This is a genomic window from Geobacillus sp. Manikaran-105 (genome assembly GCF_002809955.1).
GTDB lineage: Bacteria > Bacillota > Bacilli > Bacillales > Anoxybacillaceae > Geobacillus > Geobacillus thermophilus.
Genome location: NZ_PIJG01000021.1, coordinates 1 through 24128 on the forward strand (window position 1 = coordinate 1; position 24128 = coordinate 24128).

The 24128-nt window shown below is 56.9% G+C and carries 23 protein-coding genes and 1 other annotated feature; all 23 genes read right to left on the reverse strand.

Annotation, left to right across the window (positions count from 1 at the left end; genetic code table 11):
- Positions 1-80 precede the first annotated feature (80 nt).
- Complete coding sequence (pyrF, locus tag CV945_RS07810) at positions 81-815, reverse strand: orotidine-5'-phosphate decarboxylase (protein ID WP_063330454.1); 735 nt, start codon at positions 813-815, stop codon at positions 81-83.
- Complete coding sequence (locus CV945_RS07815; protein WP_100659518.1) at positions 787-1728, reverse strand: dihydroorotate dehydrogenase; 942 nt, start codon at positions 1726-1728, stop codon at positions 787-789. Before CV945_RS07815 ends, pyrF begins: the two co-directional genes overlap by 29 nt.
- Positions 1725-2498 (reverse strand): dihydroorotate dehydrogenase electron transfer subunit, encoded by a 774-nt coding sequence (locus CV945_RS07820; RefSeq protein ID WP_100659519.1) that lies wholly within the window; start codon positions 2496-2498, stop codon positions 1725-1727. The genes CV945_RS07815 and CV945_RS07820 overlap by 4 nt, the downstream gene beginning before the upstream one ends.
- Positions 2495-5692 (reverse strand): carbamoyl-phosphate synthase large subunit, encoded by a 3198-nt coding sequence (gene carB, locus CV945_RS07825; protein ID WP_100659520.1) that lies wholly within the window; start codon positions 5690-5692, stop codon positions 2495-2497. The genes CV945_RS07820 and carB overlap by 4 nt, the downstream gene beginning before the upstream one ends.
- The gene (locus CV945_RS07830; protein WP_100659521.1) at positions 5685-6779 is read right to left on the reverse strand and encodes a carbamoyl phosphate synthase small subunit; all 1095 of its coding nucleotides are present in this window, start codon (positions 6777-6779) and stop codon (positions 5685-5687) included. Before CV945_RS07830 ends, carB begins: the two co-directional genes overlap by 8 nt.
- A 2-nt stretch (positions 6780-6781) precedes the next feature.
- Positions 6782-8068, reverse strand: coding sequence for a dihydroorotase (locus tag CV945_RS07835; RefSeq protein WP_100659522.1), 1287 nt, complete (start codon positions 8066-8068; stop codon positions 6782-6784).
- Positions 8031-8957, reverse strand: a complete 927-nt coding sequence (locus CV945_RS07840) for an aspartate carbamoyltransferase catalytic subunit (RefSeq protein ID WP_100659523.1) — start codon at positions 8955-8957, stop codon at positions 8031-8033. Before CV945_RS07840 ends, CV945_RS07835 begins: the two co-directional genes overlap by 38 nt.
- A 169-nt stretch (positions 8958-9126) precedes the next feature.
- Positions 9127-10428 carry a solute carrier family 23 protein gene (locus CV945_RS07845; protein ID WP_100659524.1) on the reverse strand — a complete coding sequence of 434 codons (1302 nt, stop codon included), beginning with the start codon at positions 10426-10428 and terminating at the stop codon, positions 9127-9129.
- 157 nt (positions 10429-10585) lie between these two features.
- The gene (gene pyrR / locus CV945_RS07850) at positions 10586-11125 is read right to left on the reverse strand and encodes a bifunctional pyr operon transcriptional regulator/uracil phosphoribosyltransferase PyrR (RefSeq protein WP_033016128.1); all 540 of its coding nucleotides are present in this window, start codon (positions 11123-11125) and stop codon (positions 10586-10588) included.
- 253 nt (positions 11126-11378) lie between these two features.
- Positions 11379-12293: an RluA family pseudouridine synthase gene (locus tag CV945_RS07855; protein ID WP_100659525.1), complete on the reverse strand. Its 915-nt coding sequence runs from the start codon at positions 12291-12293 to the stop codon at positions 11379-11381.
- Positions 12294-12785: a signal peptidase II gene (lspA, locus tag CV945_RS07860; protein WP_100659526.1), complete on the reverse strand. Its 492-nt coding sequence runs from the start codon at positions 12783-12785 to the stop codon at positions 12294-12296. It abuts the gene before it with no gap.
- A gap of 86 nt (positions 12786-12871) precedes the next feature.
- On the reverse strand, positions 12872-15646 hold the full coding sequence (ileS, locus tag CV945_RS07865) for an isoleucine--tRNA ligase (RefSeq protein ID WP_100659527.1): 2775 nt from the start codon (positions 15644-15646) through the stop codon (positions 12872-12874).
- 51 nt (positions 15647-15697) lie between these two features.
- Positions 15698-15918 (reverse strand) — a binding site (T-box leader).
- 97 nt (positions 15919-16015) lie between these two features.
- Positions 16016-16528 carry a DivIVA domain-containing protein gene (locus tag CV945_RS07870; protein ID WP_025039064.1) on the reverse strand — a complete coding sequence of 171 codons (513 nt, stop codon included), beginning with the start codon at positions 16526-16528 and terminating at the stop codon, positions 16016-16018.
- A gap of 76 nt (positions 16529-16604) precedes the next feature.
- Entirely contained in the window at positions 16605-17378 is a 774-nt protein-coding gene (locus tag CV945_RS07875; protein ID WP_033011294.1) for a YlmH family RNA-binding protein, read from the reverse strand.
- A 102-nt stretch (positions 17379-17480) separates the two neighbouring features.
- Positions 17481-17753 (reverse strand): YggT family protein, encoded by a 273-nt coding sequence (locus CV945_RS07880; RefSeq protein WP_033011295.1) that lies wholly within the window; start codon positions 17751-17753, stop codon positions 17481-17483.
- 3 nt (positions 17754-17756) lie between these two features.
- Positions 17757-18188 carry a cell division protein SepF gene (locus tag CV945_RS07885; protein ID WP_033011296.1) on the reverse strand — a complete coding sequence of 144 codons (432 nt, stop codon included), beginning with the start codon at positions 18186-18188 and terminating at the stop codon, positions 17757-17759.
- A gap of 12 nt (positions 18189-18200) precedes the next feature.
- A complete protein-coding gene (locus tag CV945_RS07890) occupies positions 18201-18875 on the reverse strand; it encodes a YggS family pyridoxal phosphate-dependent enzyme (protein ID WP_063330437.1) in 675 nt (224 codons plus the stop codon).
- On the reverse strand, positions 18872-19696 hold the full coding sequence (gene pgeF / locus CV945_RS07895) for a peptidoglycan editing factor PgeF (protein WP_063330462.1): 825 nt from the start codon (positions 19694-19696) through the stop codon (positions 18872-18874). The genes CV945_RS07890 and pgeF overlap by 4 nt, the downstream gene beginning before the upstream one ends.
- Positions 19697-19847: 151 nt before the next feature.
- Complete coding sequence (locus CV945_RS07900; protein WP_033011301.1) at positions 19848-20090, reverse strand: YlmC/YmxH family sporulation protein; 243 nt, start codon at positions 20088-20090, stop codon at positions 19848-19850.
- Between the two features lie 96 nt (positions 20091-20186).
- Complete coding sequence (gene sigG, locus CV945_RS07905) at positions 20187-20966, reverse strand: RNA polymerase sporulation sigma factor SigG (protein ID WP_100659531.1); 780 nt, start codon at positions 20964-20966, stop codon at positions 20187-20189.
- 120 nt (positions 20967-21086) lie between these two features.
- Positions 21087-21806 carry an RNA polymerase sporulation sigma factor SigE gene (gene sigE / locus CV945_RS07910; RefSeq protein ID WP_033011303.1) on the reverse strand — a complete coding sequence of 240 codons (720 nt, stop codon included), beginning with the start codon at positions 21804-21806 and terminating at the stop codon, positions 21087-21089.
- A gap of 50 nt (positions 21807-21856) precedes the next feature.
- A complete protein-coding gene (spoIIGA, locus tag CV945_RS07915) occupies positions 21857-22768 on the reverse strand; it encodes a sigma-E processing peptidase SpoIIGA (RefSeq protein ID WP_033011306.1) in 912 nt (303 codons plus the stop codon).
- 211 nt (positions 22769-22979) lie between these two features.
- Positions 22980-24113, reverse strand: a complete 1134-nt coding sequence (ftsZ, locus tag CV945_RS07920; protein ID WP_033011308.1) for a cell division protein FtsZ — start codon at positions 24111-24113, stop codon at positions 22980-22982.
- Positions 24114-24128: the final 15 nt, after the last annotated feature.

A 24128-nucleotide genomic window follows, 5' to 3' on the forward strand; every position in this document is an offset into this window, starting at 1 on the left:
GATGCAACCCCAAGTCAAGGAAGGAGGACGAAGTCCGTTTGCACTTCTGGGGAGTTGCAAGCCCCCACTTCAAGCGTTAGCTAAGTGGGGGTAGTTGACTCTCTCTCTCCTCCGTTCCATTCGTGTTGCAGGCGGGCATACGCCCCGAGCGGATCGGCGGCGCGGGTGAGGCTGCGGCCGATGACGATGTAGTCGGCGCCGAGCTCACGCGCTTTCCTTGGCGTGACGACGCGCACTTGGTCGTGCGCCGCATCATCGGCAAAGCGGATACCCGGGGTGACGGCAAGGAACGAGGCGCCGCACCGTTCTTTGATGAGCGGCGCTTCGTTCGCTGAACAGACGACGCCGTCAAGGCCGCTTTCTTTCGCCAAGGCGGCGTAATGGGCGACTGTTTCCACAAGCGGGCGGGAAATCCACAGCTCCTCATGAAGCATTCGCTCGTCCGTGCTTGTCAGCTGGGTGACAGCGATGCAGCGCGGCCGCATTCTTCCGCTTGGCGTGCCGGCGTCAAGCCCTTCGATCGCCGCTTCCATCATGCGCCGGCCGCCGGCGGCGTGGACGTTCACCAAATCGGCGCCGACACGGGCGAGCCCTTTCATCGCCTGTTTCACCGTATTCGGAATGTCGTGCAGTTTTAAGTCTAAAAAGACGGCATGTCCTTGTTCTTTGAGAAACGCGACGATGGCTGGACCTTCCTGATAGTACAGCTCCATGCCGACTTTGACGAACAGCGGCGTTCCGGCAAACGGCCGCAAAAACCGCTCCACCTCTTGTTTTGATGGGAAATCAAGCGCGACAATGAACGGCGTGTGCACCGGTCTTCCAGCTCCTTCCTATGCATTCGGAAATGTGGCCGATCCCGAGGTCATCCAACAGCGCCGGCAGGTCGTTGATGATCGTCGGGCAGACGAACGGATCGACGAAGTTGGCTGTGCCGACCGCAACCGCGCTCGCGCCGGCGTAGAAAAACTCGAGCACGTCTTCCGCCGTTTGCACGCCGCCCATGCCGATGATCGGAATCGACACCGCCTGGCTCACTTCATAAATCATGCGGATGGCGATCGGTTTGACCGCCGGGCCGGATAAGCCCCCGGTGCCGTTGGCCAAAATCGGCCGGCCTGTTTTCACGTCGATGCGCATGCCAACGAGCGTGTTGATCATCGTCAAGCCATCGGCGCCCGCTTGTTCAATGGCCTTCGCCATCGCGACGATGTCGGTGACGTTCGGAGACAGCTTCACGTAAACCGGCACGGCGGACACTTCTTTGACAAGCCGCGTCAGCTCGGCGGCCACGTCCGGCACGGTGCCGAACGCAATCCCGCCTTTTTTCACGTTTGGGCAGGAAATGTTGAGCTCTAGCGCATGGACGTTCGGCGCCTTCGAAATCGCTTCGGCTACCTCGACGTATTCTTCCATCGTCGAACCGGCGATGTTGGCGATGATCGGTACGTCAAACTGTTCAAGCCACGGCAGTTCTTCTGCGAGCACTTTGTCAAGGCCGGGGTTTTGCAGGCCGATGGCGTTTAACATCCCAGCCGGCGTTTCTGCCACCCTTGGTGTCGGGTTGCCAAAGCGCGGCTCTTTTGTCGTCGCCTTGATCATCATGGCGCCTAACACGCTTAAATCGTAAAACCGGGCGTACTCGCGGCCAAATCCAAAACAGCCGGACGCCGGCATGATCGGGTTTTTGAGCGAAAGACCCGGCAGTTCGACCGCAAGCCGGTTCATAGCACCACCTCCCCGGCCCGAAACACCGGGCCGTCGCTGCATACTTTTTTATACGCCGTCTCGCTCCCTGGCACATGGCAGACGCAGGCGAAACACGCCCCGACGCCGCAGCCCATCCGCTCCTCGAGCGACAAGTACACCGGCCGGTTCGGAAACCGTTCCGCAAGCGCCCGAAGCATCGGCTTCGGACCGCAGGCGTACAAGACGTCAAACTCGAGCGAGCGCGCTTCGATCACATCGGTGACGCGCCCGGCCGTTCCGTGCGAGCCGTCATCGGTTGCGACATACGTCTCCCCAAACGCGGCAAATTCCTCTTCGTAAAAGACCGCCGCTTTCGTTTGAAACCCGAGCACGCTCACTACTTTGACACCGCGCTTTGTGAGCTGTTTCGCCAGTTCATAGAGCGGCGGGACGCCGATGCCGCCGCCGACTAGCAGCGCCCGGCTGCCCGCCGGCGCGGCCTCGAGCGGAAAGCCGTTGCCGAGCGGGCCGAGCACATCGACCGTGTCGCCCGGCTGTTTTTGCGCCAACAGCGCCGTGCCTTTCCCTTCCTGGCGGTAAATGATCGTGCATTGGCCCTGCTTGCGGTCGATGCGGCAAAGGCTGAGCGGGCGGCGCAGGAGCGGATCGGCGGATGCGGCCACTTTCACATGAACGAACTGGCCCGGCTGCTTCATCTCTTGCACAAGGCGGCCGGAAAGCGTCAATTCATACGTCCGCTCGGCGATCAACCGCTGGCTTGCGACCGTCATTCGTTCGCGGCCGATCATGACTGCACCAGTCCTTCCGTCATCGCTGTTGTCGAGAACGTCATCGATTCGAGCACTTGCAGCATCGCCCTTGCCGTATCAAGCGACGTCAAGCATGGGATGCCGTTTTCGACCGCTTCGCGGCGGATGCGAAAGCCGTCGCTTTCCGGCTGCTTCCCTTTCGTCAGCGTATTGATGACGACTTGCGCCTTCCCTTGGCGGATGACATCTAAAATGTTCGGCGACGCCGAGTGGATTTTATTGACGACCGTCACCGGAATGCCGGCCGCGTTCAACGTTTCCGCCGTGCCGTTCGTCGCCAGCAGCTGATAGCCGATGTCGGCAAAGCGGCGCGCCAGCTCGACCGCTTCTTCTTTGTCTTTGTCGGCCACCGTCAACAGCACCGCCCCGTGCGGCTGGATCTGGATGCCCGAGGCGACGAGCCCCTTATAGAGCGCTTTTTCAAACGTCATGTCTTTGCCGATCACTTCGCCGGTCGATTTCATTTCCGGGCCGAGCGAAATGTCGACGTTACGCAATTTCGCAAACGAGAACACCGGCACTTTCACGTACACACCGGGGCGCACCGGACAGACGCCCGTCTCATAGCCCATGTCGGCGAGCTTCGCCCCTAAAATGGCTTTCGTGGCGAGATTCGCCATCGGCACGCCGGTGATTTTGCTTAAAAACGGCACCGTGCGGCTTGAGCGCGGGTTCACTTCCAAGACGTAGACGTCGCTTCCCGAGACGACAAACTGAATGTTCAACAGCCCGACAATATGCAGCCCGCGCGCCAGTCGGATCGTGTAATCCGCGATCTTGTCGATCACTTCCGCGCTTAATGTCTGGGGCGGGTAGACGGCAATCGAATCGCCGGAATGGACGCCGGCCCGCTCGATATGTTCCATGATCCCGGGGATGACGACCGTCTCGCCGTCGGCGATGGCATCGACTTCGACTTCCTTGCCGGTGATGTACCGGTCAACGAGCACCGGGTGCTGCGGATTGACGCGCACGGCGTGTTCCATGTAATGAAGCAGCTCCTCGCGGTTATAGACAATTTCCATCGCCCGGCCGCCGAGCACGTACGAAGGACGGACGAGCACCGGGTAGCCGATTTCTTCGGCGATGGCGACCGCTTCTTCGACCGAAACGGCCGTTTTGCCGGCCGGTTTGGGAATGCCGAGTTCCGAGAGCGCCTGTTCAAATTTGTCGCGATCTTCGGCGCGGTCCAAATCCTCAAGCGTTGTCCCAAGCAAGCGGACGCCGCGCGCCTCGAGTTCCGCCGCCAAGTTGATGGCCGTCTGACCGCCGAATTGGACGATGACGCCGATCGGCTGCTCGAGGTCGATGACATGCATCACGTCTTCGGCCGTCAGCGGCTCGAAATACAGTTTGTCCGACGTGCTGAAGTCGGTCGAGACCGTTTCCGGGTTGTTATTGATGATGATCGCCTCATAGCCGGCCTGCTTAATGGCCCAGACGCAATGGACGGTCGCATAGTCAAATTCGATCCCTTGGCCGATGCGGATCGGGCCGGAGCCAAGCACGATGACGCTCGGTTTTTCCGTCACGATCGATTCGTTTTCTTCCTCGTACGTGCTGTAGTAGTACGGCGTTTCCGACGTGAATTCGGCTGCGCACGTATCGACCATTTTGTAAACTGGCACGATGCCTCGTTGGCGGCGCAGCGCGTAAATGTCGCGCTCCGTTTTGTTCCATAACGCCGCTATCGCCGCATCGGAGAAGCCGAGCCCCTTCGCTTTTTTTAACACGTCAAGGTCGCCCGGGTGGTTTTTCAAGACCGTTTCCATCTCAATAATGTTTTGAATCTTATGCAGGAAAAAGCGGTCGATTTGGCTCCATTCATGCAGCGTCTCCACCGTCACCCCGCGGCGGAGCGCCTCGGCGATGTAAAAGAGCCGTTCATCGCCCGCCTTGCGGATCCGTTTTTCGATCACGTCATCCGCCGCGTTTTTTACTTCGTTCAATTCGAGATGGTGCACGCCGATCTCGAGCGAACGAACCGCTTTTAACAGCGATTCTTCAAACGTCCGGCCGATCGCCATCACTTCGCCGGTCGCTTTCATTTGCGTGCCAAGGCGGCGGTTCGCCGATTCAAATTTGTCAAACGGAAAGCGCGGAATTTTCGTCACCACATAGTCGAGCGCCGGCTCGAAGCAGGCGTACGTTTTCCCGGTGACCGGGTTGATCATTTCGTCAAGCGTCAACCCGACGGCGATTTTCGCCGCCAGTTTCGCGATCGGATACCCCGTCGCTTTTGACGCCAGCGCCGACGAGCGGCTGACGCGCGGGTTCACTTCAATGACGTAATAGCGGAAGCTGTCCGGGTCGAGCGCGAGCTGGACGTTGCAGCCGCCTTCGATGCCAAGGGCGCGGATGATGTTCAAGGACGCGTTCCGCAAAAGCTGATATTCGCGGTCGCTTAACGTCTGGCTCGGGGCGACGACGATTGAGTCACCCGTATGAATGCCGACCGGGTCGATGTTTTCCATGTTGCAGACGACGATCGCGTTGTCGTTGGCGTCGCGCATCACTTCGTATTCAATCTCCTTGTAGCCGGCGATGCTCCGCTCGAGCAAGCATTGGTGCACCGGGCTCATCTTCAAGCCAGTTGACACAATCTCGACAAGCTCTTCTTCGTTCGTGCAAATGCCCCCGCCCGTGCCGCCGAGCGTGAACGCGGGGCGGACGATGACCGGATAGCCGATTTGTTCGACAAAGGCGTACGCTTCTTCCAAGCTGTGAATAATCGCGCTTTCCGGCACCGGCTCGCCAAGCTCGTTCATGAGGGCGCGGAACTGTTCGCGGTCTTCCGCCTTTTCGATCGCCTCGAGCTTCGTGCCGAGAATTTCGACGCCGCACTCTTCAAGCACGCCGGCCTTGGCGAGCTCAACCGCCAAGTTAAGGCCCGTTTGGCCGCCAAGCGTCGGCAAAATCGCGTCCGGCCGCTCCTTGCGGATGATGCGGGCGACAAACTCAAGCGTCAGCGGCTCCATGTACACTTTATCGGCGATTTCCGTATCGGTCATGATCGTCGCCGGATTCGAGTTGACGAGAATGACTTTGTATCCTTCTTCTTTCAACGCGAGGCACGCTTGCGTTCCCGCATAGTCGAACTCAGCCGCCTGGCCGATGACGATCGGCCCCGAGCCGATGACTAAAATCGTTTCAATGTCGCGGCGTTTAGGCATGGATGACTTCCCCTTTCTTGTTGAACTCACGGATGAGCGCCAAAAACTCGTCAAACAGCGGATTGGCATCTTCTGGCCCCGGCGACGCTTCCGGATGATACTGCACCGTAAACGCCGGGAAATCGAGATGGCGGAGCCCTTCGACCGTGCCGTCGTTTAAGGCGACATGCGTCACTTCAAGACGCGTGCCAGAAAGCGACTCGTGCGTGACCGTATACCCATGGTTTTGCGCCGTGATGGCGACTTTGCCGGTGCGCAAGTCTTTGACCGGATGGTTCGAGCCGCGATGGCCGAATTTCATCTTCTCCGTATTCGCCCCGCACGCCAACGCGAACAGCTGATGGCCGAGGCAGATGCCAAAGAGCGGCGCTTTGCCGAGAATCCCGCGGATCATCTCGATCGCTTCCGGCACGTCTTTCGGGTCGCCCGGTCCATTGGAAAGCATGACCCCATCCGGATGCCAGCTCAATACGTCTTCCGCCGTCGCATTGTACGGCAACACGATGACATCGCAGTTTCGCTTGTTCAGTTCGCGCAAAATGCCGTGCTTCATCCCAAAGTCGATCAAGACGACGCGCTCGCCGCGCCCCGGGCTTGGGTAGGCGCTTTTTGTTGAGACGCGCCGCACTTGGTCGCGCGGCCACTCCATCGCCCGCAGCTTGGCTGCTGCTTCCACCGGATCGACATCTAGCCCACAGATCATCCCTTTTAACGTTCCGTATTGGCGGATAAGGCGCGTCAGTTTGCGCGTGTCAATGCCCGCGAGTCCCGGAATGTCTTTTTCTTTTAAATACTCATCCAGCGTCAGTTCTCCGCGCCAGTTGGACGGCATGAGGCACGCTTCTTTGACGATGAATCCGTGCACGTACGGGCGGATCGCTTCAAAGTCATCGCGGTTGATGCCGTAGTTGCCGATCAATGGATACGTCATCGTCACAATTTGCCCGCAATACGACGGGTCGGTCAAAATTTCTTGATACCCGGTCATGCCGGTGTTAAAGACGACTTCGCCGGTCGTCTCTTTCAAGCTGCCAAACGCTTCGCCGACAAAAAACGAACCATCTTCTAAAATCAGCTGCCGTTTCATCTTTACGCCCTTCCTTTCTCCCATACGAGTGTACCGCCGACAAACGTCATCACCGGCCAGCCTTGGCACACCCAGCCGGCAAACGGCGTATTTTTCCCTTTTGAGGCAAACGTCTCGGGATCAATCGCTTCTTCCGTTTCCAAATCGATGACCGCAATGTCCGCCGGCGCCCCGACGGCAAGCCGCCCGGCCTTGAGGCCGAAACATTGCGCCGGCTTGATCGTCAGCCAATCGACAAGCTGCTTTAATGTAAACACGCCTGTTTTGACAAAATGCGTATATAGGAGCGGAAACGCCGTCTCGAGCCCGACGATGCCAAACGGCGCCGCCTCGATGCCTTTCGCTTTTTCCGCTGCTGTATGCGGCGCATGATCCGTAGCGATAAAATCGATCGTGCCATCGAGCAGGCCCTCAATGAGCGCCTCGCGGTCCGCGCGGCTGCGCAGCGGCGGGTTCATTTTGTAGTTTGCATCCAACCCTGGAATGTCTTCGTCGCACAAGAGCAAATGGTGCGGCGTCACTTCGGCCGTGACGCGGATGCCGGCCCGCTTCGCGTCGCGGACGGCGCGCACCGACTCTTTCGTGCTGATATGGCAGACGTGATAATGGCATCCCGCTGCTTCCGCGAGCAGGACGTCGCGGGCGATGTGCACCGCTTCGCAGACGGATGGAATGCCGGCGAGCCCATGCCGGCGGGCGAACTCGCCGTCATGCACCGCGCCGCCGTTTTTTAATGTATCGTCCTCGCAATGGGCGACGATCGGCATATCGAGCGCCGCCGCCTGTTTCATCGCTTCAAACATCATCCCGGCCGACTGGACGCCGACGCCGTCATCGGTGAACGCGAACGCTCCCGCTTCTTTGAGCGCCGCAAAGTCAGCCAGCTCTTCCCCTTTTTGCCCGATCGTGATCGCCGCGTACGGAAGCACGTTGACGTGCGCCGTTTCGCGGATGCGGGCTTGCAGCCGTTCCATCTGTTCTTTCCGGTCCGGCACCGGATTTGTGTTCGGCATGGCGGCAACCGTCGTAAAACCGCCTTTCGCCGCGGCGAGCGTGCCCGTTTCAATCGTTTCTTTCGCCTCGCCGCCTGGTTCGCGCAAATGAACGTGCAAGTCGATCAAGCCGGGGACAATAAGTTTGCCGCTGACATCGATCACTTCTTCCCCATCGGCTGCAAGCGGCTGTTCATGACGGATCGCCGCAATGTTCCCTTGTTCCATTTTGATATGTGTCCGTACCAATTGTCCGTGTTCATTGAACGACATGCCATTTTTCAACCATACGGCCATATTGCATTCTCCCTTCCATTGCCCGTTTTAAGACCGCCATCCGCACGTAGACGCCGTTTTCCATTTGTTTAAAAATGCGCGATGCCTTCGCTTCGACGAGTTCGCTGGCGATTTCGACCCCGCGGTTGACCGGCGCTGGATGCAAAATGACAGCCCCTGGTTTCATCCGCCGCGCCCGCTCAAGCGTCAGCCCGTACCGCGCATGGTACTCTTCTTTCGTCAGCCCCATCGTTTCCGCATGGCGTTCATGTTGGATGCGCAACAGCATCACGACATCGGCGCAGGCGATGGCCTCATCGAGTTCGACGTACGTCCCGTGCGGATTCGTTTCGTCTTTCCACTCTTCCGGTCCGGAAAACAGGACGTTCGCGCCCAATCGTGTCAACACTTCCGCATTGGAGCGAGCGACGCGGCTGTGGCGGATGTCGCCGATAATCGCCACCGTCAAGCCAGTGAAAGCGCCAAACTCTTGGCGAATCGTCAATAAGTCCAAGAGCGACTGGGTCGGATGATGCCCGCAGCCGTCGCCGGCGTTGATGACCGGGATGCCGACCGCATGACGGAGCGCTTCGAAATACGCATCTTCGTGGTGGCGGATGACAACCGCGTCAACGCCGATCGCTTCAAGCGTCTTGACCGTATCGTACAGCGTCTCCCCTTTTTGCACGCTCGAGTGTTCAGGGTCAAACGGAATGACGTGAAGCCCTAACTTTCGTTCCGACATCTCGAAGCTGCATTTCGTGCGCGTGCTCGGTTCGAAAAACAAGTTGGCCACATACATCGGCGCGGCCGGGCGCCAAGCGCGGCCGCGGCGGAACGCTTCCGCTTCATCAAGCAGCCGGGTGATGTCGGAAAGCGGCAGTTCGCTCAATGTAAAAAGATGGGTCATTGGCCTCTCTCCCTTTCTTTTTTTGCAAAAAAACACCTTGCCGGCTGGGCAAGGTGTGACGATCAGCGCATGGCAGAACCGGAGAAGGTGCACTCCGGCCCTGGATGCGCCTGTTTTCACACCTTTTTAAGCCTCACGGGACTTAATTAAAAGGTGTTTTGTATTCGATTTAGGCAACATGGCCGCTGTCGTTTTCAGCTTCAAATAAGTTTTCCGCTTCTTGCGGACGCCCCGGCAGCACTAAGTTGAGCAGGACGCCGACAATCGCCGAGAGCGCCATCCCGGTAATTTGGAAGCTGTCGCTGATTTTCAGCACCGCTCCGCCGATGCCGATCACCAAGATAACCGAGGCGATGACCAAGTTGCGCGTCGCGCCGAAGTCGATGCGGCTGTCAACGAGCATCCGCAATCCGGACGAGGCGATGATGCCAAACAGCAAGATCGACACACCGCCCATGACTGGCGTCGGAATCGAGCTGATCAGCGCCGTGATTTTGCCGACGAAGCCAAAGGCGATCGCGATGACCGCCGCGCCGGCGAGCACATAGACGCTGTAAACCCGGGTGATCGCGAGCACGCCGATGTTTTCCCCGTACGTCGTTTTCGGCGGGCCGCCGAGCAAGGCGGAAATCATCGTCGCTGTTCCGTCCCCTAAAATCGAGCGGTGCAGCCCCGGTTTTTGAATGAGGTCGCGGCCGACGACTTTGCTTAACACAAGCTGGTGGCCGATATGTTCGGACAAGGTGACGATCGCCACCGGCACCATGAGCATGACGATCTCGGCAGTGATGCGCACCGGATAATCGGCAAACGGAATCAAGAAATCCGGCCATTCGAACCATTTGGCCGCCGCCACTTTCGACAAGTCAACCAGTCCGACAGCGAGGGCGTAAACGTAGCCGACAACGATGCCGACAAGCACTGGAATCAAGCTCAACATGCCGCGCGCAAGCACCGAGCAGACGATCGTGGCCGCGAGCGTCACAAGCGCCACCGAGAAATGAAGCAGGCTGTATTTGCCGTCCGGGCCGTTCATCGCCATCCCGACCGCCGTGCCGGCTAAGCCGAGACCGATGACGATGATGACCGGACCGACGACAACCGGCGGCAGCAGCTTCATCACCCATCGGTAGCCGGCTTTTTTAATGATGAGGGCGACAACCCCGTACACCGATCCGGCGAGGAAGCTGCCAATCATCGCCGCTCCCGGGCCGCCAGCCGTTTTCGCTGCGATGATCGGCGCAATGTAGGCGAACGAGGAGCCAAGATACGCCGGCACCTGCCATTTCGTAATGAGCAAAAACGCCAATGTCCCGAGCCCGCTTGTGAGCAAGGCAATCGACGGATCCAACCCGACTAAGTACGGCACTAAAATCGTCGCCCCGAACATGGCGAATAAATGCTGCAAGCTTAACGTCACCCATTGCCCCACAGTCGGGCGGTCTTGAATGTCCAACACCGGTTTGTTCATCTTTCGCCTCTCCTTTCGCCAAATGAGCGAAGTTCGTTTTTTAGTGTGCACAAAAACACCCTCTTTGCCCATGAAGGCGCAAAGAGGGTGCAGAAACGCCCGAAACGATTCCGCCCCTTTTGCAGCCTCACGGGACTGCGCTTAAAAGGGAGCTATTTTATTTCTCATGAATCGACACTTGGTCAACGCCGTCCACTTCGGAAAGCTCGACGACAATCAGCTCCGAACGGGAGGTCGGCACGTTTTTGCCGACGAAATCAGCGCGGATCGGGAGTTCCCGATGGCCGCGGTCGACAAGCACGGCGAGCTGGATGCGCGACGGGCGGCCCAAATCCATGACCGCATCCATCGCCGCCCGCACCGTCCGGCCGGTAAACAGCACATCATCGACTAAAATGACATTCCGCTCGCTCACCGGAAACGGCACGTTCGTTCCTTTCACAAGCGGTTCATGGTCGTCCGTCTTCACGGTCAAATCGTCGCGGTACAAGGTGATGTCAAGCTCACCGACGGGAACGGACGCCCCTTCAATTTGCTCGATCCGCTCCGCCAAGCGGCGCGCCAAGTAAATGCCGCGCGTTTTAATTCCAACAAGCACGCAGCCGTCAATGCCTTTGTTTCGTTCGATGATTTCGTGGGCGATGCGCGTCAAGGCGCGGCGAATCGCCTGTTCATCCATCACGACCGCCTTTTGCATTCCGTCCACCTCCTAAAAGCGCATGCACGCCGCGGCCAGCGTGTTTCCGCAGGCGGCGCGCCAACCAGGCCGTTCCCGCCTGTTTTCATAAAAAAACCCCCCGCCTGTGAAGCGGGGGATGGCGCGCTTATCGCCAAACAAGATGGGCATACATCGCCCTTCTTTGTCATTCCGACCCCTTTTCAGCCTCACAGGACTGAACTTAAAGGTTCCTGTTCACCTGTTTTCATTGTAAAGGGGGCGTGTTCGTTTGTCAATCGTTTTTTCGCAGCCAGTCAAGCAGCTCGGCAAACTCCGGCGGCAACGGCGCTTCGAATTCCAAATGCTCGCCGCTTCTTGGATGACGGAAGCCGAGCACCCCGGCATGCAGCGCCTGGCCGTCGATGGCGAGCGTTTTTTTCGGCCCGTATTGCGGGTCGCCAGCGAGCGGATAGCCGATGTATTTCATATGGACGCGAATTTGGTGCGTCCGCCCCGTTTCCAGCTGGCACTCCACATACGTATAATGGCGAAACCGCTCGAGCACGCGGAAATGAGTGACCGCTTCCTTCCCGTTTTCTTCGGTGACGGCCATTTTCTTTCGATCGCGCTTGTCGCGGCCGATCGGGGCATCGATCGTGCCATAATCGTGCGGAATGACGCCGTGGACGATCGCCTTGTAGCGGCGCGTCACCGTTTTGTTCACCAGCTGCTCGACGAGCGAGCGGTGGGCGGCGTCGTTTTTCGCCACCATCAATAGTCCTGATGTGTCTTTGTCAATGCGATGGACGATGCCGGGGCGAAGCACGCCGTTGATCCCGGACAAGTCGCGGCAATGGGCGAGAAGCGCATTCACAAGCGTGCCGCGCATATGCCCGGGCGCCGGATGGACGACCATGCCACGCGGCTTGTTGACGACAAGGACATCCTCATCCTCATAATAAATGTCAAGCGGAATCGGCTCCGGCTCGACATGAAGCGGCTCCGGCTCAGGAGGCGAAACGGCGACCGAGTCGCCCGCCTCGCATTTGTAGTTCGCTTTCACCGTCTGGCCGTTCACGGTCACAAGCCCGTTTTTGATCCATTGCTGCACTTGCGAACGCGACCATTCCTCATTTAACGCCGCGATCACTTTATCAATTCGTTCGCCGTCATATTCGTCTTCGATGTGAAACGTGATCGTGTCCATCTACTCATTCCCTTTCTCTGGTGTCGCGAAAAAAAACATATGGACAAACAGCAAGATGACGCCGACCGTCAGCGCCGAGTCAGCCACGTTGAACACCGGAAAACTGTACGTGCCGATGTACGCGTGGATGAAATCGACCACTTCCTTGCGAAAGACGCGGTCGAGAAAATTGCCAATCGCCCCGCCGAGCATCAGCCCAAGCCCTACGCCCGCCAGGCGCTCGGAAGGCTTCAGGCGGCGGATGTAAATCACGATCGCCGCCACGACGATCACCGTAATTAAATAAAAGAGCCAAAACTGCCCTTCCAGCATGCCCCACGCCGCCCCGCGATTGCGGTGCGACGTAATGTAGAGCACGTTGTCGATGATCGGGATGCTTTCCCCAAGTCGCATATAGCGGACGACAAGCCATTTCGTCCATTGATCGAGGATGATGACCGCCGCCGCGAGCCAATAGTATGCCACCGTGCCAAGTCCCCCTGTCCTTCTCATTCATCCTTTTTGCATTGTAGCATAATTCGCCATGGCAAACAAATGAAGCGGCAAGGCCGCCCCTTGAGGCAGCCTGCCGCTTTTCGTTACGCGGAATAATGTTCATTCACGATATGTGCGCAGCGCGGACAAAGCGTTGGATGCGATGGATCGGCGCCGACTTCTTTCGTCACCGTCCAGCACCGCTCGCACGTCTCGCCTTCCGCCGGGCGGACGATCACCGCTACATGGTTAAGCCGTTCGGCTTCGGCTGGCGCGGCGTCATACGGCTCATCGGCAACAGAAAACGCGGAAACGATGAGAAGCTGGCGCAAGTCGGCATTAAGCGACGCCAACAGCTTCCGCGCCTCGTCTTTCGGGTAGACGGTGACGCTCGCGGTCAGCGATTTGCCGATCACTTTTTCATTGCGCGCGTTCTCGAGCGCTTTGAAAATATCATCGCGCACGTCCATAAACGCATCCCATTTCGCCAGCAGCGCTTCTTCGCTGTCGATCGCGATCGGCTCCGGCATATCGGTGAGCTGGACGCTTTCGACGTTTTCTCTTCGATTCGGGATATGCTCCCACACTTCATCGGCTGTGTGCGGCAAAATCGGCGCGATGAGCTTCGCCAATGCGACGACCGTTTCATACAATACCGTCTGCACGGCGCGGCGGGCGCGCGAGTCGGCCGCTTCGATGTACAAAATGTCTTTCGCCATATCCAAGTAAAACGCGCTCAGCTCGACGGTGCAGAAATGGTTCATCTCATGGTAAACCGCGGCGAAATCGTAGCTGTCATAGGCCTTTTTCACTTTAGCGATCAGCTTGTTCAACTTCGCCAGCATGTAGCGGTCGACTTCGCCCAGCTCCCCGACCGGCACGGCGTTTTCGCTCGGGTCAAAATCGAATAAGTTGCCGAGCATAAACCGGAACGTGTTGCGGATTTTTCGGTACACTTCCGACACTTGTTTTAAAATATGGTCGGAGATGCGCACGTCCGCTTGGTAGTCGACCGACGCGACCCAAAGGCGCAAAATGTCGGCGCCAAACTGTTCCATCACTTTCGCCGGCACGACGACGTTGCCGAGCGACTTGCTCATTTTCCGCCCTTCGCCGTCCAAGACAAAGCCGTGGCTCAACACGCCTTTATACGGCGCTTTGCCGGTGACGGCAACGGCGGTAGACAGCGATGAGTTGAACCAGCCGCGATATTGGTCGGACCCTTCCAAGTACAAATCAGCCGGACGCACGAGATCGTCGCGTTCGACCAACACGGCTTGGTGCGACGAACCGGAGTCAAACCAGACGTCCATAATGTCCGTTTCTTTCGTAAAGATGCCGTTCGGGCTTGACGGATGGGTGAATCCTTCCGGCAGCAAGTCTTTCGCCTCGCGCTCAAACCAGACGTTCGACCCGTATTGGCGGAACAAGTTCGACACATGCTCAATCGTCTCATCGGTGATGATCGGTTCACCGTTTTCGCCGTAAAAGACCGGAATCGGCACGCCCCAGGCGCGCTGGCGGGAAATGCACCAGTCGCCGCGGTCGCGCACCATGTTGTGGATGCGGATTTCCCCCCACTCCGGAATCCATTTCGTTTCCTTAATCGCTTGAAGCAGCTCGTTGCGGATTTTATCGATCGATGCAAACCATTGCGTTGTCGCCCGGAAAATCGTCGGCTGCTTTGTCCGCCAGTCGTGCGGATACGAGTGGGTGATAAACCCAAGCTTCAACAAAGCGCCGACTTCCTCAAGCTTCTGTGTAATCGCCTTGTTGGCGTCTTCGTAAAACATCCCGGCAAATCCCGGCGCTTCCTCGGTCATGTAGCCGCGTTCATCAACCGGGCAAAGGACCGGAAGCCCATATTTTTGCCCGACGAGAAAGTCGTCTTCCCCGTGGCCCGGCGCCGTATGGACGCAGCCCGTGCCGGCGTCGGTCGTGACGTGTTCGCCGCAGACGACAAGCGAGTCGCGCTCATAAAACGGATGTTTCGCGACGACGTATTCAAGCTCGTTTCCTTTGACCGTTTTGACGACCGACCATGCGTCCCAACCGACTTCGTTCGCCACCGACTCGACCAGGGCAGCAGCGACCACGTATTTTTGTCCGTTTGTTTCCACGACATGGTAGTCCAGCTCCGGATGGACGGCGATCGCCAAGTTCGCCGGAATCGTCCACGGCGTCGTCGTCCAAATGACGATTCGCTCATCGCCCTCAAGCACGCCTTTGCCGTCTTTCACCGGGAAGGCGACATAAATCGACGGCGAACGCTTGTCTTTATATTCGATTTCCGCTTCAGCGAGCGCCGATTCGCTTGACGGGGACCAATAGACCGGCTTCAACCCTTTGTAAATGAGCCCTTTTTTCGCCATTTCGCCGAACACTTTAATTTGCTGGGCTTCGTACTCCGGCTTGAGCGTAATGTACGGGTTGTCCCAGTCGCCGCGCACGCCGAGCCGCTTAAACTGCCGGCGCTGGTTGTCGATTTGCTCGTACGCGTATTGCTCGCACAACTTGCGAAACTCGGCGACGCTCATCGATTTGCGGTCGACACCTTGCTTCGCGAGCGCCGTTTCGATCGGCAAGCCGTGCGTATCCCAGCCCGGCACGTACGGCGCGCAATAGCCGCTCATCGATTTGTAGCGGACGATGATGTCTTTTAAAATTTTGTTCAGCGCATGGCCCATATGAATATCCCCGTTGGCATACGGCGGGCCGTCATGCAGCACGAACAACGGACGCCCTTTCGTCCGCTCTTGCACTTTCCGGTAAATGTCCATCTCTTCCCATTTTTTTTGCATTTCCGGCTCCCGCTTCGGCAAGTTACCGCGCATCGGGAACTCGGTTTGCGGCATAAGCAGCGTCTCTTTGTAGTCCATCTTCGCTCCTCCTTCAAGCATCAAATCAAAATAAAAAACCGTTCTCCCCCGGCAAGGGACGAGAACGGTCTCGCGGTACCACCCTTCTTGGCCATGCAAACGACGCACAGCCCACTTTTCATTCGTAACGGGAATGACGCGCCATGGCCTACTGGATGTTCGGCATGGAACTCCAGGGTGATGTTCACTCTTGCGCCGATGCCGGGCTTCCACCATCCCCGGCTCGCTGCGACCGGCCGTTCAAGAGCTACTGTCCCTTTCATCGTCGATGACTATTTCACTATTCATCCGGAAAAAAGCCAACCGCCTCCCACGGCGGCTGGTGCGGTGATTTTTGCCAATGATTATACCCGACATGGCCTCGGTTCGTCAAGGCTGAGACAACGGCTCTTTCGCCTCTTCTTCGAGATCAGGCGTCTCGTATTCCATCAACTCGTCCCAGTCACGGCTGTTGATCATATCGAGCTGCGCCTCAACGAGCATGCGGAAGCGAGCGCGGAACACTTTCGACTGCCGCTTGAGTTCTTCGATTTCCAGCGCGATTTTCCGCGATTTGGCCAGCGCGTCGCCGATGATGCGCTCCGCGTTTTTCTCCGCTTCTTTAATGATCAGCTTCGCCTCTTTTTGTGCGTTGCGCTTCACTTCTTCCGCTGCTTCCTGAGCCACAAGAATCGACTTATTTAACGTTTCTTCAATGTTGGAAAAGTAATTCAATTTTTCCGTCAGTTCGGCCACTTTTTCTTCCAGCTGCTTTTTTTCACGGATGAGCATTTCGTAATCTTTAATAATTTGATCCAAAAACTCATTCACTTCATCTTCGTCATACCCGCGAAATCCGCGGCTGAATTCCTTATTGTGAATATCCAATGGCGTTAACGGCACAATGGCCACCTCCGTCTCCATCATTCCTTTTCTTCCTTCATTCGACACGATCAGCCCATTTCCTGCTGCGATTCGATTATTTTTGACGGCCCAGCCGGATGCGCCAGCGTTCTTTTTTCGTCATCCCCTCGACGGAAAACAGCTTGCAGCGACCAAACCCGCGCGCCGACAGGACATCGCCCGGCCCGCATACAAAATCGGGCTTGTCCACCACCTTCCAGTTCACTTTGACGAGCCCGCTTTCAATGAGCGTCTTCGCTTTCTCGCGCGCGAGGCGGAACGCCTGGGCAAGCACCGCATCGAGCCTTAGAGAAGACACCGTGACCGTTCCTTCCTCCCACGTTTCGGCAAGCGGCATGGCAGCTGACAGCGGCAACAGCTCAAGCGAAACCGGCGCTTTGCCGATCGTCCCAACATGGAGGCGAATGTAATCGGCCACCTCGGCGGCGGCAAAAAATTGGATCTCTCCTCCTTGGACGAGAATGTCGCCGAACTTGCCCCGCCGCAAGCCGAGCGACATGAGCGCTCCTAAGACGTCGCGGTGTTCAAGGGAAACGAATTTGCCTGGATAGCGGACAGCGAACAAGGCGATGTCATAATCCTCCTCATTCGGTTCGAAATACGGCGGATACAAAAGCGCCCGCTTCCGCTCGACAAACAGAGCGCCGCCGAAAAAGGACACGCGCACGTCTCCGTCGCTGCCGACGATGCTTTGCACGATTTGCTGCTCGCGCGGATCAAGAAAATCGGTCAGCTTCGGAGCGTACTGATGTTCTACCATTTCCTTCCATTCCATTACATGATCGATGAATTGATGTTCCTCTTTGCGGAAGTGCTGATACAGCTCCATTCCCATTCACCTTGCCTCATAAAGAAAGGAACCCGGAACGGATTCCTCCCGCTATTCCGCCCGCCTGCGCCTGGGCCAAACGATGCGCGCTCCGTCCGGCTGCTAAAACTGCGCTTCGAGGATGTCAAACAACGCATACAGCCCTCTTGTCGCAAATTCAAGGACAATAAAGGCGATGATCGGAGAGATGTCAATGATGCCAAGCGGCGGAATGACGCGCCGAAACGGTTCCAAATACGGCTCGCAAATGGCGGCAAGCATTTGTCCGAACCGCGTTTCGCGCGCATTCGGAAACCAAGACATCAAAATGTAAATGATCAAAGCGTACGAGTATACTTGAATCAAGGTCGTTAAAAACGTAAGCACATAATCCAACGGCTACCACCTCTTTATCGGTCTGTCATCCTCGCCGTCAAGCGAAATCGCGCCGCTGACGTCGACGTTGTCCGGGGTGCACAAAAAAATTTTCGTGCCAACTTGCTGAATGTCGCCGCCAATGGCGTACACCGTGCCGCTTAAAAAGTCGACGATCCGCTTCGCCTGCTCATGCTGGATGCGCTGCAAATTGACGATGACCGCCCGCCGGCTTTTTAAATGATCGGCGATTTCCTGCGCCTCCGCATACACCCGCGGCTCAGCGAGCACGACTTTCGCCGATTTTTGCACGCTTTGCAAGCTGACGACGTTCGCCTTGTTTGCCGCCTTCAGCAGCGGCGCCTCCTCTTCCGGCTGCGGCGCTTCGTATTCTTCTTCATAGTCTTCGTAATCTTCTTCTAAAAAATAATCGCGAAATTTTTTCATCAACCCCATCAAGTTCACCTCCTACAATGATCCGACAAGCGCGCTGCCGATGCGCACAAACGTCGCCCCTTCCTCAATGGCGATCTCGTAATCGTTCGACATGCCCATCGACAGCTCCGTGCACGGCGCATGCGGCCAGCGGAGCGCCTGAACGCGCTCTTTCAAGACCCGCAATTGCCGGAAGCAGGCGCGCAATACCGCCTCGTCATCCGTATGCGGGGCCATCGTCATCAATCCGACGACCTCAAGGTGCGAAAACGAACGGAGCTGATCGATGAACGGGACGGTCTCGTCAGGAGAGAGGCCGTGCTTCGTCGCTTCTCCCGATACATTCACTTGCACAAAACATTTCACCGGCCGCACCGCCCGCTTTTCAATTTCTTTCGCCAGCGACAGGCGATCAAGCGAATGGATGTAATCGACTTTATCGATAATGTCCTTCACCTTGCGCGACTGAAGCGTCCCGATAAAATGCCACACCGCCTGGTCCCCGATCCGTTCATACTTTTCAAGCAGCTGGCCGGCGCGGTTTTCGCCGAGGTCGGCAATGCCGGCGTCAAGCACATGAAGCGCCCTTTCGGCATCAATATATTTCGTGACAGCAACGATGCGTACGTCGGCCGGATTGCGGCCGACGCGGGCGCAAGCCGCCTCGATGCGCTGGCGAACGGCTGCCAAGTTGTCGCGTACGGTCATGCTGTTTCCTCCCTTCGGCCGATAAACGCCAACATCCGCCCTGTCGTCCCACGGTCGCGGCGGTGGGAAAAAAACAACGTCTCCTCACAGCTTGTACAGCGTTCCGATACATAAATATGGCGGTCTGGAATCCCGGCGGCCGCAAGCTGCAGCCGGTTGGCCTCTTTTAAATCAAGCGCATACTGCCCTTGGCTTGTTTCGCGCCACGGCAACGGGCCGCCCGCAGGAAGAGTCGGACGCAGGCCATCGATCACCCGGTCATCAACCGTGTAACAGCATGGGCCAATGGCCGGTCCAATCGCGGCATAGATGTCGGACGGGGCAATGTGTTCGCGCTCCTGCCAAAGCCGCACCATGTTTTGGACAATGCCGCCCGCCGTCCCCCGCCAGCCGGCGTGGGCAAGGCCGACTAGGCCCGCCGATGGCGCGATAAAATAGACAGGCACACAATCAGCAAAACAAAGTGCGAGCAATACCCCCGCCTCATCCGTATACAGCCCGTCGGCCCCCCGGACCGCTGCAGCGAAGTCGTGCGCCCCGCTCCCCCGATCGCCTTTCGTCACTTTCCGAATCACGGCGCCGTGCACTTGCTCACAGCACACCCAATGATCGAGCGGAACAGAAAGCCATTCGGCCAGACGGCGGCGGTTGTTGACGACATGCATGCGATCGTCGCCGACATGCAGCCCCATATTCAGCGAGGCGAACGGCCCTTCGCTTTCTCCGCCTTGTTTCGTTGTCAACCCGGCGACTGCTCCGGCAAACGGGGGCGCCCCGCAGCGGAGCCATCCTTGAGCTTCTTGTTGAAAAATGTCCGGCATTCGCGTCAACCTCACGCTGTTTTTGTAGGTTTTTATCACTTTTTTTCCTATTTTATCATAGTTTGTTTGTTTGTGATAACCTTTATTTGCGATTTTGTCGAAACATTGGTGCAATCCCGCCACTCAATATGCCGCTCGTTGCGCGGGCCGCTCAGTCGGCATCATGCAGGCGGACTAAAATGACATCCGCTCCGATTTTGACGATGTTTTGCCACGGAATGACGACCGCTTCTTCACGCCCGAACAACCCGAGCATCTTTCCGGAGCCTAAAATAATGAGCGACCGGATTTTGCCTGTATCTAAATCGATGTCAATATCCCCGATGTTGCCAAGCTTCTTCCCGTTGGCCACATTGACGACATCTTTCGTTTGAAACTCGGAAATTCTCATCACGGTTCAGTCCCCCGCCTTTCCTCTCCTCTTTTTCATCTATATGACGCCGCCCAACCGGTTATGTGCCAAAGAAAAAAAGGCTGCCCCAGCAGCCGTTCACACTTGGATGTTTTTATTCATTTGCCGGATCGCTGCCTTTTCAAGCCTGGACACTTGCGCCTGGGAAATGCCGATTTCCTCGGCGACTTCCATTTGCGTCTTTCCTTGGAAAAACCGTTTGCGGATAATCATTTTCTCTCGCTCATTCAACCGCCTCAAGCCCTCTTTCAATGCGATTTCTTCAATCCATTGGCTGTCGCGGTTGCGCTCGTCGCTCAGCTGATCCATCACGTAAATCGGGTCGCCGCCGTCGTTGTATATCGGTTCAAATAAGGAAACCGGATCTTGAATGGCATCAAGGGCAAAAACGACTTCTTCATGGGCGACGCCAAGCTCTTTCGCGATCTCTTCCGTCGATGGTTCTTTCGCCGTCTCGCTCATGAGCCGCTCCCGCACTTGCAGCGCTTTGTAAGCGATGTCGCGCAGCGAGCGCGAGACGCGAATTGGATTGTTATCGCGCAAGTAACGGCGGATTTCGCCAATGATCATCGGCACCGCATAAGTGGAAAATTTCACATTTTGGTTGAGGTCAAAATTATCAATCGATTTCATGAGTCCGATGCAGCCAACTTGAAATAAATCATCAACAAACTCGCCGCGGTTGTTAAAGCGTTGAATGACGCTTAACACGAGGCGTAAGTTTCCGTTTACCAATCTTTCCCTTGCTTCCAAATCCCCTTCATGCATCCGGCGAAACAGCTCCCGCATTTCCTCGTTGTTGAGGACGGGAAGCTTTGAAGTGTCGACGCCGCAAATTTCGACTTTGTTCCTCGTCAAGTTGTTCCCTCCCATCAGGAGATGCTAAGTCGTCAGTTTTCAGTATCTCCCTGGGAGGGAAAAATATGCACAGCCTGTCCGAGCGAAAAAAAGCGGCGGAGCGTCCACTCCCGCCGCTTGCTACATCATTTTGTTGAACTCTTTGCGCAACCGTTTAATGATCCGCTTCTCGAGCCGCGATATGTACGATTGCGAAATGCCGAGCAAGTCAGCGACATCTTTTTGCGTTTTTTCCTCTCCTCCTGACAAACCAAAGCGCAATTCCATAATCTGCTTTTCACGGTCGCTCAGCTGGTGCAAGGCGTTTAGCAGCAGCCGCCGGTCGACGTCCGCCTCCAAATCCTTTGTAATGACGTCGTCTTCCGTTCCCAGCACATCGGACAGCAGCAGCTCATTGCCGTCCCAATCGATATTGAGCGGTTCGTCAAACGACACTTCCGCCCGCACTTTATTGTTGCGGCGCAAATACATTAAAATTTCGTTTTCAATGCAGCGTGATGCATAAGTCGCCAGCTTGATTTTTTTCTCCGGGTTAAACGTATTGACCGCTTTGATTAAGCCGATCGTTCCGATGCTGATCAAATCTTCGATGTGAATGCCGGTGTTTTCAAACTTGCGCGCAATGTAGACGACAAGCCGCAAATTGCGTTCAATGAGCAGCGACCGCGCCGTCTCATCACCGGTGGCCAGCCGTTCGATCAACTGCTCTTCCTCTTCTTTCGTCAACGGCGGCGGAAGCGCCTCGCTGCCGCCGATATAGTAAATTTCGTCGGCCTTCAACCCAAGTTTGGCCAGCAGCTTATACAGCCAATACATGAACCGAAGTTTCCATCTTTTCATCAAAATCCCCCTTCTAAACGGATAAAACGCGAGTATGATATAGTAACGACCTATGAAGCGGTCAGCTTTCTTCCCGCCTGCACCATTTTCGGATGGATGATGCAATCGTATTCTCCGTCGGCTGAAAGCGGGTCTGCACTTAAGGCCATAAGCCCATGTTTCACCTCAAGCCACTCGTTTTCGTATGACAGCGCGATGCGGTCTAGTTTTACCGCCATCATCATTTGCGGGCCGCTGCCCACTGCGCGGTATGGAATGAGACGAAGACGATGGGCCCACTGTTCGGGCGGGTCGTCAACCGTCATGGCTGCCATATAGGCCATCAGCTCTTCGGGCAGCACGTCCTTCGCTTTTTCCCGGTCCACGATCATCACCGGCGTTTTGGACACTGGGTCAAACAGCTGGTTGCCGCTGTCGATGAGCCCTCTTAGGGCAAGGGGCCGGCCTTCCCAAACAGCAATGACATCCACAATATGTTCGAAGCGCAATTTTTTCTCGCGAATCTGTTCCACACGGCGGCGGGAAAAAAGCCACAACACCGGAAACCCGACGAGGACAAACAGCCAGCTCACCGGGTCGCCCGCCCCGGGGGGATGCATCATCAATAATCCGTTCTGCACGGACAGTTGCTCGGCGAAAAAATAATGAACCGCCAGCATGCCGCCCCCGACAGCGAACGTGGCAAAGTAAAACGCCAGCATGTTCTCGATCATATAGCGCGGCCGCTTAAAGCCAAAAGCGGCGAGCACAATCAAGATCGAGGCGGCCATTTTGGCAAGCGGGTGCTGGGCGATGGCGGACAACGGGGTGAACAGCAGCACCACAAGCAGCGACCCGATCAACGCTCCGGCCAACAGCCGCCACCAGACGATCGGGCGCTTAAGCATGAGCGCTGTCAGCCAAAGAAGCATTGCATCAAAACAGACGTTCAAAAGCCAAATGACATCAAGATACACAACCAACCGGCAAGCCCCTCCCCCGCCCCATCGGCTTTTGTCTGAAACAAGTATATAGCACATCCCGTTGGAAAGTCTGTCAATCGGTGGTGGTGAAAAACAGAATGTTTTGTCAAAGCGAGGGGAAACGTGCGAACGAGGAAAACCGCCCTTTGAAGCGCGGGGAGAGGGCAAAAAAAGAAGGCATGAACACGGCTTGTTCATGCCCGATAGCTCCTCAACGGCGACGGTTGCGGTTACGCAAGAACGCCGGAATATCGAGCGGGTCTTCCGCCTGCCCGGACCGGAGCGCCGCATAATCTTGCGCCGGTTCTTCGCGCTTTTCCCGCTTCGGCGCCGGCGTCACTTTCGGCGCCGTCCCGATGCCGGCGCGCGGCGGCCGCGGCTGCGAAGCAACGTTTTCGTTAAACCCGGTCGCGATGACAGTGACGACAATTTCGTCTTTTAAGTCTTCGTTGATGACCGAGCCGAAAATCATGTTCACTTCTTGATCGGCCGCCGAAGCGACGATGTCGGCGGCCTCCTGCACTTCGTACAAACTTAAGTTCATGCCGCCGGTGATGTTCATGAGCACGCCTTGCGCCCCGTCGATCGACGTCTCCAACAGCGGGCTGGAAATGGCTTTTTTGGCTGCCTCAGCCGCTCGGTTTTCGCCGCTGGCAATCCCGATGCCCATCAGCGCCGAGCCTTTGTTGGACATGATCGTTTTCACATCGGCGAAGTCAAGGTTGATCAACCCCGGCACAGCGATCAAATCGGAAATGCCTTGCACCCCTTGGCGCAGCACATTGTCCGCTTCGCGGAACGCCTCAAGCATCGGCGTATTTTTGTCAACAATCTCAAGCAACCGGTCGTTCGGAATGACGATGAGCGTATCGACCGCCTCTTTCATGGCGGCGATGCCACTTGCGGCCTGCGTCGCCCGCTTCCGCCCTTCAAACGTAAACGGGCGCGTGACGACACCGACCGTGAGCGCTCCTAATTCACGGGCGATTTGGGCGATGACGGGCGCCGCCCCAGTTCCCGTGCCGCCGCCCATGCCAGCGGTGACAAACACCATATCGGCGCCGCGAAGCGCTTCTTCAATTTGCTCTTTGCTCTCCTCAGCTGCTTTTTTTCCAACTTCTGGGTTCGCTCCCGCACCCAAGCCGCGTGTCAGCTTCGCCCCGATTTGCAGTTTCGTCGGCGCCTTCGACAAATTGAGCGCCTGTGCATCGGTATTGACGGCAATAAATTCAACGCCTTGCACTCCGTGTTCAATCATCCGATTGACGGCGTTGTTGCCGCCGCCCCCGACCCCAATCACCTTGATCGTTGCCAACTGATCGACTGTTGTCTCAAACTCCAACATGGCCAAATCCTCCTA

Bases quoted from the DNA above. Each gene is read 5' to 3' on its own strand.
- CV945_RS07815 (WP_100659518.1), bottom strand. From the start codon at position 1,728: ATGAACCGGCTTGCGGTCGAACTGCCGGGTCTTTCGCTCAAAAACCCG.
- CV945_RS07820 (WP_100659519.1), bottom strand. From the start codon at position 2,498: ATGATCGGCCGCGAACGAATGACGGTCGCAAGCCAGCGGTTGATCGCC.
- carB (WP_100659520.1), bottom strand. From the start codon at position 5,692: ATGCCTAAACGCCGCGACATTGAAACGATTTTAGTCATCGGCTCGGGG.
- CV945_RS07830 (WP_100659521.1), bottom strand. From the start codon at position 6,779: ATGAAACGGCAGCTGATTTTAGAAGATGGTTCGTTTTTTGTCGGCGAA.
- CV945_RS07835 (WP_100659522.1), bottom strand. From the start codon at position 8,068: ATGGCCGTATGGTTGAAAAATGGCATGTCGTTCAATGAACACGGACAA.
- CV945_RS07840 (WP_100659523.1), bottom strand. From the start codon at position 8,957: ATGACCCATCTTTTTACATTGAGCGAACTGCCGCTTTCCGACATCACC.
- CV945_RS07845 (WP_100659524.1), bottom strand. From the start codon at position 10,428: ATGAACAAACCGGTGTTGGACATTCAAGACCGCCCGACTGTGGGGCAA.
- pyrR (WP_033016128.1), bottom strand. From the start codon at position 11,125: ATGCAAAAGGCGGTCGTGATGGATGAACAGGCGATTCGCCGCGCCTTG.
- CV945_RS07855 (WP_100659525.1), bottom strand. From the start codon at position 12,293: ATGGACACGATCACGTTTCACATCGAAGACGAATATGACGGCGAACGA.
- lspA (WP_100659526.1), bottom strand. From the start codon at position 12,785: ATGAGAAGGACAGGGGGACTTGGCACGGTGGCATACTATTGGCTCGCG.
- ileS (WP_100659527.1), bottom strand. From the start codon at position 15,646: ATGGACTACAAAGAGACGCTGCTTATGCCGCAAACCGAGTTCCCGATG.
- CV945_RS07875 (WP_033011294.1), bottom strand. From the start codon at position 17,378: ATGGAGCTGTATCAGCACTTCCGCAAAGAGGAACATCAATTCATCGAT.
- CV945_RS07885 (WP_033011296.1), bottom strand. From the start codon at position 18,188: ATGGGGTTGATGAAAAAATTTCGCGATTATTTTTTAGAAGAAGATTAC.
- CV945_RS07890 (WP_063330437.1), bottom strand. From the start codon at position 18,875: ATGACCGTACGCGACAACTTGGCAGCCGTTCGCCAGCGCATCGAGGCG.
- pgeF (WP_063330462.1), bottom strand. From the start codon at position 19,696: ATGCCGGACATTTTTCAACAAGAAGCTCAAGGATGGCTCCGCTGCGGG.
- sigE (WP_033011303.1), bottom strand. From the start codon at position 21,806: ATGAAAAGATGGAAACTTCGGTTCATGTATTGGCTGTATAAGCTGCTG.
- ftsZ (WP_033011308.1), bottom strand. From the start codon at position 24,113: ATGTTGGAGTTTGAGACAACAGTCGATCAGTTGGCAACGATCAAGGTG.